The organism is Pseudomonas sp. CH61 (genome assembly GCF_059429415.1).
Window position 1 is genome coordinate 4,928,531 of record NZ_CM182098.1, and the last position, 15,006, is coordinate 4,943,536.

Consider the following 15,006-nt stretch of genomic DNA (forward strand, 5'->3'; position numbering starts at 1 on the left):
TTAATGACATGTCAAAAATGATTAGCCCGCCCCTGCAAATGGCCAACTTCAGTCCCGTTCAGGTCACGCCCATCAACGCTTCGGCCAATCCCCATGCGCCCCAGGCCGGGATACTCAACAGCGCAATCACGCCCGATGATGCAGATGCTGCCTGGCGGCGCACGCTAAAATCCCTCGACAAGCATTTCGGCCCGTTGCGCATCGGTGAAGTGATGACCAGCCGTGTCGAACTGCAGGCCATGGGTGCGACAGTCCACGGCGAGGCCATCAGTCCGGCGAATGCCGGCATGCAGCGCGCGGATCAAGGCTTTATCGACGGGCTCAACTTCGACGCAGACAAGGTGCAGGCGCGGGTGAAATCGGCGGACATCGCCGACAGCGGCGTCGCGGCCATGCTGTTCTATGAAATCGCCTGCAAACGTTCCGTCGATGCCGCACCGCTGTTCGTCGCCGACACCGCCATTGACCCCGGCAGCGCAATGGATCGCCTGAATCAGTTGGGCAAGGCCGCGCAGAAACTCGACATTCACCGGGTCGACGCGCTGGAAAACGCGCCGGGCTGGATCAGCAAAAACAAAAGCTATCTGCTCAGCGGCGCTGGCGTGGGCATGCAGGCATTCGGCATCTACAGCGGTTACAAGGCCATGATCGATGCGATCAAGGCTGGCGACACACTAGAGGCGATTTTTCAGGGCGGCTCCATCGCCGCCGAATTCGGCTCGTTGATCATCGAGCGGGGACTGACCAAAACCGGTGAGGCGATGCTGAGAAACGGCGGCACCGCGCTGAAGTATTTCCCGCTGACGTCGATGGGCAAATACATGAGCCGGGGGGCCGGGATGTTCGCCAGCGCAATCACCCTGCCCTTCGACATCGCCGACGCTATCAAATCATTCAATGCCGCCGCCGCAGCACAGGGCAAAGAAGCACAGGATCACTATGTCAGCGGCGGCTTGAGCGTAGCGGGTGCGAGCTTGAGCCTGGTACTGGGTGTCGCCGCACTGGCCGGTTTTGGCAGTATTGCCGGCCCTGTCGGTCTGGTCGCCGCCGGGTTGCTCATCGCAGCCTCGATCATCTACCAGGCAGCCCGGGTGGTGGACGACATCGATGACTACATTGAACTGACCTTTGAAGAACGCATGCGCTCAGGCTGGTTCGCCTTTACCCGCCAGGAACTGGACAAAGAGGTCATGGATCGCTTCAAGCTCTCCAAGGGGTTTCATGATTACCAGAAGCAGCTCGACGTGTCGGCCAGGGACATGCTCGAGGGCGCGTACAAGCACTCCATCGAACACGTGATCAACGGCGCTTTCCAGGTTGAGCTCAAGCCCGTGGAACTCTGGCGCTACCAGTGGGATGAAAGCGCCGGCGAACAACCGTTCAAGCTCGACAGTCAGGCCGCCATTGTCGAGGGCGACGACGAGATCGATGCCGGCAACGGACTGCCCGTCAATCTCAAGGGCAAAGTATCGGGCAGCGCCGGCGACGACAAAGGCGTTTTCTGGCGCCTGGGCAGCGGCAATGACCGGGTCATCGGCGTAAAGAACAAAGCCAATCTGTTCAGCTATCGCGACGATCACAAAGCGCTGACCGGTGGCGACAAAAACGATGCGTTTTATCAGGACGTCACCGAAAAGGAATTGAACCGCCTCCGCAAACCACCCCATCTCAATGTGCTCGATGGCGGTGCCGGTTCCGACACGCTGGCCTTTGAAGGCAGCCGGCCGCTCAGCGATACCCGCCACATCGGCCACGACATCGATCTGCACAGCGGCAGAGTCGCTTTGCGGCGCCTTGATCCGACTGTCGATGCTGTCGACGTCGCGCAACTCACCTCGATCGAGAACGTCTCGACCCTGCGCAAAGGCACCAGCCGCGTCACCGGCAACGACGCGGCCAATCGCATTGCGGCCAACGGCTACGATCGCATCAGCGCGGGCGCGGGCGATGATACGATCGCTATCTACGGGCTGGACTGTCGGGTCGAGGGCGGTACTGGCGCGGACCGCTACTACATCGCCAGCAGCAATGCGCGAACGACCCTCGTCGAGGATGGCGAACAGTCGAGCCTGATCGAATTCGGCTGGCCGGCAGACATCATTCAGCGCTGGCAGATCGTCGGCACATCGCTGGTGGTCAGCTCCCTGCGCGGCAAGGATGGCAACGATCCCGAGCATGTGCTGACGATCGAAAATGTCTACCAGTGGATCGATGGCAAACGCCAACTGAAGAACGATCAGTTCACCTTCAAGACCGCGGATGGCTATGAGCTGCGGGCCCAGCTACCCAAGGAGCCGGGGGATGCACCGACTCTGTCTGTCGAGCCCGCCGTCACCGTCATTGGCCAACCGGCACCGGCTGTACATATCATCAATGGTGGCACTGTCGAAATCGCGGAAGACGGTATGAAGCGGCATTTCGTGTCGCGCACTGATCGTCCGGTGGAGTTTGTCGCCCGGCGCGATACACCCGAAACATCCCGCTCGGTTTTTCTCGCGTTCAACAACGCCGACATTGTCGATGTACTGCTCACTTATGAAGTGCAAGTGCGCAAAGGCGTCTCCGGCAACACTCACTTGTACTACCGCGACATCAACCTGTCCGTCCTGCTGCCATCGAAAGTGCTGACCTTCAAAGGCATCGTTCAGCCCATCCCGGCGGCCACAGGTTACAGCGGCAGAAACAGCCTGAAAGTCACCACGCCCCGTCTGGTGCAAGACGTGGTGTTGATCATGCAGGACGGTATTTCCTACCGGCTTCAAGTTCCCGAACTGGACTATGAAGACGATGTAAAGAATCCCGGAATTCGCGTTCTCAGCACCCGCAGTTTTCTCCAGCGACGCAATGGCAGCTATCGCTTTGTCCGACCGTTGGCGAGCGTAAAACCCGTGCTGACCGCACACCCCAGCCGGATCACCATTGAAGCGCGATCCCACACCGGCATTTATGTACTCGAAGGCCAGAGTTCGTCTTATGACGTACTGCTGGCAAGCAATTCGATCATTCGTATTTCGACGCCTGGCGCCGCGGCAAAAACCGCCGATGCCTCGGCCTGGAACCTCTACACCCGGACGTTGAAAGAACGGGTAGCACGCGCAGATATAAAACTCGAAGGCAACCGCTTGTACATCGCCAGCGTGACCGTCGAACTGCCGGATATCGACGACGATGCCCCGGTGGAGTCAGTCAGCGTAGTGACTTCAGCGGGCAACGTTTATGAGATTTCCCTGCTGTTTGAAGTGCTCCAACTGTACGTCGTCGATGCGCGTGGGTATGCCAGTGTCGAAGCCCTGGTGGCCGACATCGATGCACATCATCAACGCCACGAACTGGCGGCGAAAGTTCATGTCACCCACATCGGTTTCGCCCCCGGGAAATCCGGCACGGTGTTTTACAGCAGCGTAAGAAAGTACTGGGGCCTGGACAGTGATCCCCTTGCGCGAATCAAACCGGAAGATCTTCAGATCCTGCCGCCCGCGCAAACCTGAGTTCCGAGCAACCAAAAAACCGTACGCGGGCGTGAGCAGAGGCCCACACCGGCGCCTATCCAGTTCAGCCAACGGAAGGCTGACTTATCCACAGGGAGTGACTGCCAATGCGACAAAAACCCGGCCCACGCTCAAAGTCCCCACCCGTCGACCGAGCGGCCAGTTCTTCACCGCCGCTAAACCGCTCGACCGACACCCCGACTCTGCAAACACCCAGCAGTGTTTTTTCGCCCGACGAGCCCTCCTCGCCAAAACGACCGCGCCAGGATGAGCCGGGTACGTCCCGGTCAGTCTCCCGGGCAATCGAAGTGAGTGTTTCACCGGCCACCCGCGCCGACACGGGATTCTTTGCGGCGGGTTCACTTGAGGATTACGCGCATCCGTTTTTTGGCGACATGCCGGCACCGAATGCGGCCGGCATCCGCAGTTATCTGGGCAAAGACTGGGTTGACGTGCAGCTTGCGGGCACAGAGGGTCTGCATCACGTGTGTGTTCAATACGATGCGGACCTCAAGGCCTACCGGGTCATTTCGTTCAGACGTCTGGCGCCCGGCCCGCCGGTTTATCGCAGAGCCCAGGACAATCTCTGGAGCCTGGCAAAAAGCCCAATGCCGCCAGCGGCGAAGCTCGCGCACTGGACTGATCAGGACATCCAGCAGATGTACATTCTGCAAGACACGCAGTTGGCGGACTTCCGTGAGCAGGCAGAGAAAAACGGCCAACCACCGCAGTGGGCCCTGCGGGTGCAGAACACCGAGGACTACAGGCACGTCGCCGACTCCTTGAAGTGGCGGCATCCACAGCTCACGCTCGAGCAGCGCCTGCAATTACAGCGCAGCTATAACCTGAGCAAAGTCCAACTGCGCCAGCTTCGAGAAGAGCTCGGTCATGGGCCGATACCGCAGTGGGCCGAACAACATAAACGCCAGACACTCGACGCCAGCAATGAACAGCGTTTCAAACTGATCGGCGAGGAGCTGGACAACTATGTTCAAGACTTGCGATCCCAAGGGTTGGCCCTCAATCATCACTGGCCCGCCACCCGCTATAGCGACAGTTTTTTAGCTGACTACGCGGCCCATCTCGGCTACCTGCGCAGTAAACACAACATGTTGTACCGCACCGACATCCCGGCGATGTTCCGCGGCGAAACACGACTACCGTTCGAATTGGCCAGGGACGGGCGAATGATGTACCGCAAAGGCAATCCCACGGGCACCACCAACAAACGCGCGTTGAGTGCAACCTTCGGGCTGCATGACGCCACTGCCTACGCGGCGACCCGGGGCGGCTTCTATCACGAGCTGCATTACAACTCGCAGGCCAATCTTTTTCCCGGGGTGAATCCGCAGCGTTCGCAAGCACGTACCGGCGAGTCCTCCGATTCGGGCAGCAGTTCAGTCTCGGACGGTAAACGGACCGGCGACGAGGTCGACTCTGACAGCTCGTTCGTTTTCGATGATTCGAAAGGTTATGAATCCACGCGACGTCAGCAAACGACATCCTTTGTGTACGCCATTGATACCCGAGGCATGGAAGTGGTGCCGGGAGCGGAAAACAAGGCGTTCAACCCCGGCAACGGCAAGTTCCTCTTCGACGACATGGAGGGTCATATCTCCACGCCTACACGCGGCATCAGTGCAGAGCGCATCTGGCTGGTGCATTCCGACCTGACCCGCGCCGCCCGGGTCAAGGATGTGCTGCAGCAAGCAGGTGACCGTGTCACGGCAATCGAACAGGCGACCTGGGCGGGAACCGACAACCGCGTCGCTGGTTACTTTGGCAGCAACGCCTATGACAGCCTGATCGACGACATCGCCCGTTCAGGCGGCGTGATACTGGATCTGCCCAAAGGCGACAAGACGTTCGCCGATGATGTCGTCTGGCCGGTCCCCGAGCACGACCGGCCTTGAACCCAATTCAGCCAACGGATGGCTGACTCAACCACATGGAGTGACTTTTATGCGCCAGAAACCCGGGCCGCTGCGCCCATCCCCCTCAGTTGAAACACCGGGAACATCGACATCCCGTCCTGCGCCCTACGATCGGCCAGCCGACCTCGATTCGCGTTTGCCCGGCCGCGTCAGAACGGATGCCTCGAACGAGTTGCCGGGCATTGATTCCGATAGCTCTCCTGGCCGCAACACGAGAACGGAGCCCGCCATAACAATCACGCAGATGCTCGAGACGCAGGCGCCCCGGCAGCCTGCAACGACATCACCTCTGGAGCCCTATTTGCAAAGCGTTGACCAGACACTGGGCCACGATGCCGACGGGCTGAAGAGCTACAAGGGACGACAGTTCGCAGACATCGCCAATGAGGACGGATCAGCCGCCGGGCTGACGGTGATGGTGGCGTTTCACGACTTGATCAAGACACACCGGGCGAAATTGCCCAGTGAGCGGGTTCCCTCCGGCCCGCCGCTTTATCGAGTGGCCGGCAGCAATCTCTGGAGTTTGCACAAGCCCGTCGAGTACTACCCTCCTGAGCGCTACACCCTAAATGACAGGGGTAACTCTTACTCTCGTCCTTTGCCAGATGCCCAAGGCTATTACACGGTCAACGAATGGGCCGACCTACCGTATCAAGGACGGGTGGTCACACGCACAAATGTCGGCTTCGCCCTGCTTGGTGAACATGGCAGGCTGGTTAAAGTTGACCCGAATGAATCTCGCGGAGATGGCTCCGTACCGGCAAAACTTGCGCACTGGACCGATGGCGAAATATGGGACGTATACAGCATCCATGGTGCAGAAGTTGTGGCGTTTCGTGCCGAAGCCCAAGCCAGTGGCAGACCGCCGGAATGGGCAACACGTGCAGATAATGACAATCACCAGAAATTCCTCATGGATTCCATGAAGTGGTCCCACCCGCAGAAAACTCGAAGTGAGTGTGCTGAACTCTTGCGCAGCTACAACTTGAGCAACGCTCAGCAAAAACGCTTGCGACCGGACATGGAAAACGGCTTTCCCGAATGGGCAGAACAGCACAAACAACTCACTCAAAACACGTTGGACGACAAGCGGTTTGAGCTGATTGCGCAAGAGCTGGGCCCTTTCAGTCTCAGACTCAGAGAAGAAGGCGAAAAACATACCTATGACTTGCCTCCCGTTGAACAACGCTACGAAGAAAGCTTCCTGAAAAGCTACCTGGAACATGCAGGCTATAAACGCAACAAGCATGACTACCTGTACCGAACGGACATCCCGGCCATGTTTCGCGCCGACTTGCGCACGCCTTTTGAGCTGGCACGGGACGAGCGGTTGATCAAGCTGAGGGGCAACCCTTCCGACTCCACGACCAAATCGGCTTTCAGCGTGACATTTAGTGCGGGCAATGGTTTGACTTACATGGGCTTTGATTACTACTCCAACCCTCGGCATTACAACAGCCAGGCCAACCGTTATCCGGGGCATTTTTCTGACAGTGATTCGTCGAGCGGAAATCGACACAGTTCAGCAGCGGAGTCTGATACATCGTTTGAAATGGATGACTCCCGCGACTATCCATTGCTGCGGCGCAACCAGACACTTGGCTTCCTGTATGTCATCGACACCCGCGGCATTGAAGTAGTCCCGCGAGTGGAAAACATCTATCTGAACGACAGGGATTTTGACGGCGACAGACTGGAAGGCCGGATATCAATGCCAACGCGAGGCATCAGTGCAGAAAGGATCTGGCTGGTGAGTTCGGACCTGAGCAAGGCCGCCAGAGTCGAGGATATTTTGCGGCAGGCCGGTGACGACGCCGAGGCGATAGAGAAAGCCACGTGGGCGGGTACCGACGGGAACGATGTCTACTGGCATGGCAGCACTGCTTATGACGGTTTGATCAATCAAATAGCCGGCTCCGGCGGTGTTGTCCTGCTATTGCCCAAGGGCAAAAACACGTACTCCAACGACGTGATCTGGCCAGTGGCCGAACATTACCGAGCCTGAAAAAAGGCGCCATTCATCTCACTAATGAACGGCGCCTTTTATTGAACAGTCGTGGCTTTACCTGGACAACTTGATCACGAATGTCGCCGGTTTGTCATTGAAGGCGTAGTGTCCGAAATCAAGACAAAGACAACAGCAAGACAATGCTGGCAACGCCGGCCAGTCAATTCAAAGTACAACTAGGCAAACAACTCGCCTTGCAGCTCATCGAGCAACGCCTGAATCGCATCCAGCCGCTGTTGTGGATCGTCGAGTTGCAGCAGGTTGATCTTGTCTTCTTCGGCGAATGGCAGCAGATAGGCCAACTGATTGGCCAGCGATTGCTGACCGAGCGCCTCGGTGCCCATGTTCAGCGCTTCCACCATCGGGTGCTCGGCCAAGGCCTTGAGCAGCGCCACCAGATCAGCGTCTTCGTCCTGTAGCGGTTGCTCGGGCTCGTCATCCAGCCACTCGACATCGGCGAGGATCAACTGATCGCGCTGCACCTCGGTACGCAACACATTGAACCGGCGTCCGCCCTGCACGCGAATCCCCAACAAACCATTGTCCTGCTGCTGGAAATCAGTAATCCGCGCTTCGCAGCCGACCAGCGCGAAACCCTCAGGCGCGACGCCGACTTCGTGGCCGTCAAGGATGCACACCACGCCGAAACCGCCGCCCTGTTTCATGCAGCGGCCGATCATGTCGAGGTAACGCGCCTCGAAGATCTGCAAGTCGAGGTTGCAGCCGGGAAACAGCACTGTGTTCAACGGAAAAAGCGGCAGACTCATAGACATTTCCTTACACCACCATCGACACCGCCAGCGGCAGGAACACCGCCGTGGCCACGCCCATCAGACTCATCGCCAGCGCCGCGAAGGCGCCGCACTCATCGTTTTCCTGCATGGCCACCGCCGTGCCGACCGCATGCGCGGTCATGCCCAGCGCCATGCCTCGCGCTTCGGGACTGTGCACGCCGAGGCGAGTCAGCAGCGCCGGGCCGAAGATCGCGCCGATCACCCCGGTGATCAGCACGAACACAGCGGCCAGCGCCGCAACGCCGCCAATCTGTTCGGCCACCAGCATGGCAATCGGCGAGGTCACCGACTTCGGCGCCATGGTCATCAGAATCATGTGCTCGGCACCGAACCACCAGCCCAGCAACACGCCCATGCCCGTTGCCACCACCCCGCCTATCACCAGCGTAGTAAAAATCGGCCAGAACAATTGCCGAATACGTCGCAGGTTGAGGTACAGCGGCACCGCCAGTGCCACGGTGGCCGGGCCGAGCAGAATGCTCAGGATCTCGGTGCTCTTGCGGTACTCGGCGTAAGTCAGGCCGCAGCCAACCAGCACACCGATGACCAACAGCATGGAGACCAGCACCGGTTGCAGAAAGATCCAGCGGGTTTTCTCGAACGCCGCCAGCACCAGTTGATAGGCACCGAGGGTGATGCCGATACCGAACAACGGATGATGAATCACCGAAGCCCAGGCGCCTTGCCAGTCGAAAAGCATCAGGACTCCTCCGACGCAGGCGCGTGACGCTTGACCAGGCGCTGCATCAGCACGCCGGCAAAGGCCATCGACAGGATCAGCGACAGCACCAGTGCGCCGACAATCGCCCAGAAATCCGCAGCAATGTCGCTCGCATAAACCATCACGCCCACGGCCGGCGGCACCAGCAGCAGCGGCAGATAACGCAGCAGGCTGCCGGCCGCGAGATTCAGCGGCTCGCCGACTTCACCGCGAATGATCAGAAAGACCAGCAACAGCAGCAGGCCGATGATCGGCCCCGGCAGTACCGGCAACAGCAAATGATTGAGCGCCGTACCGAGCAATTGGAACAGCACCAGCATGGTCAGGCCACGTAGCAACATCAGACATCTCCCCCCACAAGTCGCCCGCATTATAAGCACGCCTGCGCTATGGATCGGCATTCGCCAAAAGCATGGTCGGTTGACCGGAGCAAATCGCCATGATGATCTACAGTGGTTCGCAGGGAGGTCAAATCCCCCCACCTTAAAAACTATAAAACCGATGAACCCAAGGAGAGTCTCAATGCCCTATGTTCCAGTTGCAGAGCTCAAAGATTATGTCGGCAAGGAACTCGGACGTTCCGAATGGCTCACCATCGATCAGGAACGCATCAATCTGTTCGCCGAAGCCACCGGTGATTATCAGTTCATTCACGTCGACCCGGTCAAAGCCGCGCAAACACCTTTCGGCAGCACCATTGCCCACGGTTTCCTGTCGTTGTCGCTGATCCCGAAATTGATGGAAGACATCCTCGTGCTGCCGCAAGGCGTGAAGATGGTCGTCAACTACGGCCTGGACAGCGTGCGTTTCATCCAGCCAGTGAAGGTCAATTCCAAGGTCCGGCTCAAGGTCGATCTGGGCGAAGTGACTGAGAAAAAACCGGGCCAGTGGCTGCTCAAAGCCACCGCGACGCTGGAGATAGAAGGCTCGGACAAACCGGCCTATATCGCCGAACCGCTGTCGCTCTGCTTCGTCTGATGGTTCTGGATGCGAAGCAGCGCACGCTGTTTCGCGTCAACACTGGTTTTACCGGCTGCATTAGTTCACATAGCTGCGGCATACTCGGTCGCCTAATTGCCCGGATCCCGCTATGCGCTCACTTGCACGTCTTGCACCCCTTGCCTTGACCCTGATGCTCACCGCTTGCGGCGACGGCGAATCGCTGTTGCCGCCAGATGCGCGCCTGCCCGATGGCGGACGCTATCGCGGTGAACTGGTCGATGGCTTGCTGCAAGGTCAGGGCCGCGTCGACTACCCCAACGGCAGTTGGTATGCCGGGCAGTTCGACAAGGGCCAGTGGCATGGTCAGGGCGAATGGCATGGCAGCAATGGCGAGATCTATCGCGGCCAGTTCCAGCAAGGCCTGTTCGACGGTCAGGGCAGCCTGACCACCAACGCCAGCAGCTACACCGGCGGCTTCAAGCAGGGCCGCCGCGAAGGCGAAGGCACGCTGAAAGAAAACGCCATGACCTACCGTGGCGAATTCAAGGCTGATCAGTATTCCGGGCTCGGTCGTCTGGAGATGGACGACGGCAGCTCCTATCAAGGCCAGTTCGCCCACGGCAAACCGAACGGCGAAGGCCAGCGCGGCGACGCCAGCGGTAATTCATTCACCGGGCATTTCGTCAACGGTCAGCTGGAAGGCAGCGGTACGTTCAACAGCGCTGACGGCGATATCTACGTCGGCGGCTTCAAGAACAATCAGCTGCACGGCAAAGGTCGTTACGAAAACGCCGACGGCGATGTCTGGCTCGGCCAGTTCAAGGAAGGCGCGCTGACCGGCAAGGGCGAGTTGATCGGTGCCGACGGCAGCCATTACGTCGGCGCGTTCAGCGACTGGCGCTTCAGCGGTCAGGGCCGTTTGAACCTGCCTGATGGCAGCTTCTACATCGGCGGCTTCGACAATGACAGCTACGCCGGACGCGGCACCCTGGTGCTGACCGATGGCAGCGTCATGAGCGGCACCTGGATCAACGGCCAGCGCGTGCGCGACGCCGACGGCAAGTTACTGCCCGACACCCTCGAACTCGGTTTGCTCGCTCAGGGTCGTCTGCTCGAAGACGCATTGGCCGCCATCCCGGCGTCGACCCCGGCGGTCGAGCTGTACACCCTGACTCTCGGTGGCGACGGCAAGCAAAGCGTGTTCCTGCGCGAGTCCGACTACGTCGCCAATATGCTCAACACGCGCTTCGGCGCCTATGGCCAGATCCGTCTGGTCAACCACCGCGACCACCTCGGCGACCGGCCGATGGCCACGCGCGAAAACCTGCGCCGCGCCGCGCAAACCCTCGCTGAACGCAGCGGCCCGGAAGACTTGCTGTTCATCTACCTGACCAGCCACGGCACCGCCGAGCATGAGCTGGTGCTCGACCAACCGCGCATGGAACTGGCCGACCTGCCCGCCGACGAACTCGCCGCCGTGCTGGCGCCGCTGAAAAATCGCGACAAGATCATCGTGATTTCCTCGTGCTACTCCGGCGGCTTTATCCCAGCGTTGAAAGACGAGCGCACGCTGATCATGACCGCCTCGCGTGCGGATCGGGTGTCCTTCGGCTGCTCGGAAGAAGCCAACTTCACCTATTTCGGCGACGCACTGTTCGCCCAAGCGTTGAACCAGACCGATGATCTGGAGCAAGCCTTCAAACTGGCCAAGGCCACCGTCGCCGAGCGTGAACTGGCGGACAATTTCGAAGCCTCGGAGCCGCAGATCTGGGCACCGAAAACCGTGCTGTCGCACTGGCAACTGCTGCGCAAACAGCAAGCAAGAAAAGCTTTGCAAAGTGCTGCATTGAACGACGGAGCGATAAAGAGCAACTAAGCTGAACAGTATCAAGGGAGAGACACTATGTACTTGACGCCTCAGCACGTATTGCTTGCCGGAGCCACCGGTTTGACCGGTGAACATCTACTCGACCGTTTGCTCAACGAGCCAACGATTTCTCGCGTGCTCGCCCCTTCGCGTCGACCCTTGGCAGAACATCCACACCTGGAAAACCCGGTCGGTGATCCGCAGGCGTTTCTGCCGCAGCTCAGCGGCCGCGTCGATATCGCCTATTGCTGCCTCGGCACGACCATCAAACAGGCGGGTTCCGAAGCGGCGTTCCGCGCGGTGGATCTGGACATGGTCGTGGCGTTTGCCAAGCGCGCGCGGGAGATGGGCGCGCGGCACCTGATTGTGATCAGCGCGATTGGCGCCGATCCGAAATCATCGGTTTTCTACAATCGGGTCAAAGGCGAAATGGAGCAGGCCTTGCGTGCGCAGGACTGGCCGCAACTGACCATTTGCCGGCCGTCACTGTTGTTGGGCGAACGCACGGAGCCACGCTTGGCCGAACAGCTGGCCGGGCCGTTGTCGAAACTGATTCCGGGTAAATACCGTGGCATCGAAGCGTGCCAATTGGCGCGGGCGATGTGGCGGTTGGCGCTGGAAGAGCAGGATGGTGTGCGGGTGATCGAATCGGATGAACTGCGCAAGCTAGGCAAATAATCTATAGCGCCTGGAAGAAAGCTTTCGCGAGCAGGCTCGCTCCCACATTGGCACCGCGTCCCTCTGTGGGAGCGAGCCTGCTCGCGAATGGAGTGCGCAGCGCTCCCCTACAATCCGCCAGTCGCCTGAAAACCCACACCTATCACCGTCAGCAATGACAACGGCAACAACAGCGTATCGAGCAAGGCACTCGCCGGCAGATCCACCCCCGGATAGCTCGGCGCCTCAGCCCCGAACCGGTCCATCGCGCAGCACCCGCCATTCAAAGCATACAAATCCAGCCGCGTTCCGGAATACACCACCGGCGCACCCGGCTTGGCCGCATCCAGCGTGCGCGCCGTCGCACACCCGGTCAGCAACAACGCCAGCCCGACCGCCAGCAGCTTATTCATCGCTGCTCAGATGATGCTCACCCCAACGCGGCAGCATGTCCTGGGGAATGCCGAGCAGATTGAGAATCCGCGCCACGACGAAATCGATCAGGTCGTCAATGGTCTGCGGCTGGTGATAGAAACCCGGCGAGGCCGGCAGAATGGTCACGCCCATGTTCGACAGCTTGAGCATGTGCTCCAGATGAATACTCGAATACGGCGCCTCGCGCGGCACCAGAATCAACTGGCGACGCTCTTTCAATGTCACATCAGCCGCGCGTTCGATCAGGTTGTTGCACGCGCCCGTGGCAATTGCCGACAGCGTGCCCGTTGAGCACGGCACCACGACCATTGCCGCCGGAGCGCCCGACCCCGAAGCTACCGGCGACATCCAGTCTTCCTTGCCGTACACGCGGATCTGCCCGGCGGCAGCCCCGGTGTATTCGGTCAGGAAGGCCTGCATCATCTGTGGCTTCGGCGGCAGCGTCACATCGGTCTCGGTGGCCATCACCAGTTGTGCGGCCTTGGAGATCAGGAAGTGCACTTCGCGGTCTTCACGCACCAGGCAATCGAGCAGACGTAGACCGTATTGCGCGCCGGACGCGCCGGTCATTGCCAGCGTGATGCGTTCGGGGCCATTGCTCTCAAAACGAGTGTTCATTGCAGCGCCTCGGCGAGTTTGCCGTGCAGGCCGCCGAAGCCGCCGTTGCTCATGATCACCACGTGCGTGCCTGGCTGCGCCTGGCTCTTCACGCGTTCGATGATGCCTTCCAGCGAGTCGCTGACAATCGACGGCACTTTGCACAGCGCGGCGGTGCCGGCGAGGTCCCAGCCGAGGTTGGCCGGGGCGTACCAGATCACCTGATCGGCATCGACCACACTGTCCGGCAAACCGTCACGGTGCGCGCCGAGTTTCATCGAGTTGGAGCGCGGCTCGATGATCGCGATCAGTGGTGCGTCGCCGATGCGCTTGCGCAAGCCGTCGAGGGTGGTGGCAATCGCAGTCGGGTGGTGGGCGAAGTCGTCATAGATGGTAATGCCGCGTACTTCAGCGACCTTCTCCATGCGGCGTTTGACGTTCTTGAACGCGCTCAGGCCAGCGATACCCATCGACGGCACCACGCCCACATGACGCGCAGCCGCCAAGGCAGCCAAGGCGTTGGCGACGTTGTGCTGACCGGTCAGCTCCCACTCGACGGTGCCTTGCGACACGCCTTCGAACATTACTTCGAAGGCCGAACCGTCTTCGCTGAGCAATTTGACCTGCCACTGACCGCCAGCACCGGTGGTTTGCACCGGGGTCCAGCAGCCCATCTCGATCACACGCTGCAAGGCCGGCTCGGTGGTCGGGTGAATGACCAGGCCTTCACTCGGAATAGTCCGCACCAAGTGGTGGAATTGCCGCTCGATCGCCGGCAGATCCGGGAAGATGTCGGCATGATCGAACTCAAGGTTATTGAGGATCGCGGTGCGCGGACGGTAGTGAACGAATTTCGAGCGTTTGTCGAAGAAGGCGCTGTCGTATTCGTCGGCCTCGATCACGAAGAACGGTGTACCGCCCAAACGCGCCGATACCGAGAAGTTCTGCGGCACACCGCCGATCAGGAAACCCGGGCTCATGCCAGCGTGTTCCAGGACCCAGGCGAGCATGCTGCTGGTGGTGGTTTTGCCGTGCGTACCGGCAACCGCCAGCACCCAGCGACCTTGCAGCACGTGATCAGCCAGCCACTGCGGGCCGGAGACGTACGGCAGGCCTTTGTTCAGGACATATTCCACTGCCGGATTGCCGCGGGACATGGCGTTGCCGATCACCACCAGATCCGGCGCCGGATCGAGCTGCGCCGGGTCATAGCCCTGCGTCAGCTGAATGCCTTGGGCTTCCAGCTGTGTGCTCATCGGTGGATAGACGTTGGCGTCGGAACCGGTCACGTGATGGCCCAGCTCTTTGGCCAACACCGCCATCGAGCCCATGAAAGTCCCGCAGATACCCAGAATATGAATGTGCATAGTCGACCTCGTAAAACATGGCCGCAGGTTAGCGTAGGGAGGGGGAAATCGCACTCTTTAGGTGAGGGGCGGGGTGGGTGGGCCGTAACATCTCGACTCGACTGCAGACTGCGGCCCTCACCCCAGCCCTCTCCCAGAGGGAGAGGGAGCCGATCTGCGTCGTTTTCAAATCCTGAGTTCGGCTCGATATTTCAGG

12 protein-coding genes are annotated in these 15,006 nt (G+C 59.8%); 6 read left to right on the top strand and 6 right to left on the bottom strand.

Annotation, left to right across the window (positions count from 1 at the left end):
- Positions 1-8 precede the first annotated feature (8 nt).
- The 3 genes from AC5SEM_RS22085 to AC5SEM_RS22095 all read left to right on the top strand — a co-directional run bounded on the left by AC5SEM_RS22085 (position 9) and on the right by AC5SEM_RS22095 (position 7,427).
- On the top strand, positions 9-3,488 hold the full coding sequence (locus tag AC5SEM_RS22085; protein ID WP_495471272.1) for a calcium-binding protein: 3,480 nt from the start codon (positions 9-11) through the stop codon (positions 3,486-3,488).
- Positions 3,489-3,796: 308 nt separating this feature from the next.
- A complete protein-coding gene (locus AC5SEM_RS22090) occupies positions 3,797-5,401 on the top strand; it encodes a hypothetical protein (protein WP_495471273.1) in 1,605 nt (534 codons plus the stop codon).
- 49 nt (positions 5,402-5,450) lie between these two features.
- The gene (locus AC5SEM_RS22095; protein WP_495471274.1) at positions 5,451-7,427 is read left to right on the top strand and encodes a hypothetical protein; all 1,977 of its coding nucleotides are present in this window, start codon (positions 5,451-5,453) and stop codon (positions 7,425-7,427) included.
- Between the two features lie 179 nt (positions 7,428-7,606).
- Here the strand turns inward: AC5SEM_RS22095 and AC5SEM_RS22100 are convergent, their stop codons facing one another.
- The 3 genes from AC5SEM_RS22100 to AC5SEM_RS22110 are packed head-to-tail and all read right to left on the bottom strand — an operon-like array spanning position 7,607 to position 9,286.
- On the bottom strand, positions 7,607-8,197 hold the full coding sequence (locus AC5SEM_RS22100) for an LON peptidase substrate-binding domain-containing protein (RefSeq protein ID WP_495471275.1): 591 nt from the start codon (positions 8,195-8,197) through the stop codon (positions 7,607-7,609).
- Between the two features lie 10 nt (positions 8,198-8,207).
- Positions 8,208-8,924, bottom strand: coding sequence for an LrgB family protein (locus AC5SEM_RS22105; protein ID WP_077574679.1), 717 nt, complete (start codon positions 8,922-8,924; stop codon positions 8,208-8,210).
- A complete protein-coding gene (locus tag AC5SEM_RS22110; RefSeq protein ID WP_102899886.1) occupies positions 8,924-9,286 on the bottom strand; it encodes a CidA/LrgA family protein in 363 nt (120 codons plus the stop codon). Before AC5SEM_RS22110 ends, AC5SEM_RS22105 begins: the two co-directional genes overlap by 1 nt.
- Positions 9,287-9,467: 181 nt before the next feature.
- On the opposite strand from AC5SEM_RS22110, the gene AC5SEM_RS22115 reads away from it, so the two are divergent.
- The 3 genes from AC5SEM_RS22115 (at position 9,468) to AC5SEM_RS22125 (ending at position 12,432) form a co-directional block, all read left to right on the top strand.
- Positions 9,468-9,923: a MaoC family dehydratase gene (locus AC5SEM_RS22115; RefSeq protein WP_034153755.1), complete on the top strand. Its 456-nt coding sequence runs from the start codon at positions 9,468-9,470 to the stop codon at positions 9,921-9,923.
- A gap of 112 nt (positions 9,924-10,035) precedes the next feature.
- Positions 10,036-11,763, top strand: coding sequence for a C13 family peptidase (locus tag AC5SEM_RS22120; protein WP_495471276.1), 1,728 nt, complete (start codon positions 10,036-10,038; stop codon positions 11,761-11,763).
- Positions 11,764-11,790: 27 nt separating this feature from the next.
- A complete protein-coding gene (locus AC5SEM_RS22125) occupies positions 11,791-12,432 on the top strand; it encodes an oxidoreductase (protein ID WP_034153753.1) in 642 nt (213 codons plus the stop codon).
- Between the two features lie 107 nt (positions 12,433-12,539).
- Here AC5SEM_RS22125 and AC5SEM_RS22130 read toward each other — a convergent pair whose 3' ends face one another.
- The 3 genes from AC5SEM_RS22130 to mpl are packed head-to-tail and all read right to left on the bottom strand — an operon-like array spanning position 12,540 to position 14,810.
- A complete protein-coding gene (locus AC5SEM_RS22130; protein WP_077574682.1) occupies positions 12,540-12,824 on the bottom strand; it encodes a YceK/YidQ family lipoprotein in 285 nt (94 codons plus the stop codon).
- Complete coding sequence (gene ubiX, locus AC5SEM_RS22135) at positions 12,817-13,464, bottom strand: flavin prenyltransferase UbiX (protein ID WP_007909567.1); 648 nt, start codon at positions 13,462-13,464, stop codon at positions 12,817-12,819. The genes AC5SEM_RS22130 and ubiX overlap by 8 nt, the downstream gene beginning before the upstream one ends.
- Positions 13,461-14,810 (bottom strand): UDP-N-acetylmuramate:L-alanyl-gamma-D-glutamyl-meso-diaminopimelate ligase, encoded by a 1,350-nt coding sequence (gene mpl / locus AC5SEM_RS22140; protein ID WP_077574683.1) that lies wholly within the window; start codon positions 14,808-14,810, stop codon positions 13,461-13,463. The genes ubiX and mpl overlap by 4 nt, the downstream gene beginning before the upstream one ends.
- Positions 14,811-15,006 lie beyond the last annotated feature (196 nt).

Coding starts and splice junctions, on each gene's coding strand:
- AC5SEM_RS22085 (WP_495471272.1), top strand. CDS start 9: ATGTCAAAAATGATTAGCCCGCCCCTGCAAATGGCCAACTTCAGTCCC.
- AC5SEM_RS22095 (WP_495471274.1), top strand. CDS start 5,451: ATGCGCCAGAAACCCGGGCCGCTGCGCCCATCCCCCTCAGTTGAAACA.
- AC5SEM_RS22100 (WP_495471275.1), bottom strand. CDS start 8,197: ATGAGTCTGCCGCTTTTTCCGTTGAACACAGTGCTGTTTCCCGGCTGC.
- AC5SEM_RS22105 (WP_077574679.1), bottom strand. CDS start 8,924: ATGCTTTTCGACTGGCAAGGCGCCTGGGCTTCGGTGATTCATCATCCG.
- AC5SEM_RS22110 (WP_102899886.1), bottom strand. CDS start 9,286: ATGTTGCTACGTGGCCTGACCATGCTGGTGCTGTTCCAATTGCTCGGT.
- AC5SEM_RS22115 (WP_034153755.1), top strand. CDS start 9,468: ATGCCCTATGTTCCAGTTGCAGAGCTCAAAGATTATGTCGGCAAGGAA.
- AC5SEM_RS22120 (WP_495471276.1), top strand. CDS start 10,036: ATGCGCTCACTTGCACGTCTTGCACCCCTTGCCTTGACCCTGATGCTC.
- AC5SEM_RS22125 (WP_034153753.1), top strand. CDS start 11,791: ATGTACTTGACGCCTCAGCACGTATTGCTTGCCGGAGCCACCGGTTTG.
- AC5SEM_RS22130 (WP_077574682.1), bottom strand. CDS start 12,824: ATGAATAAGCTGCTGGCGGTCGGGCTGGCGTTGTTGCTGACCGGGTGT.
- ubiX (WP_007909567.1), bottom strand. CDS start 13,464: ATGAACACTCGTTTTGAGAGCAATGGCCCCGAACGCATCACGCTGGCA.
- mpl (WP_077574683.1), bottom strand. CDS start 14,810: ATGCACATTCATATTCTGGGTATCTGCGGGACTTTCATGGGCTCGATG.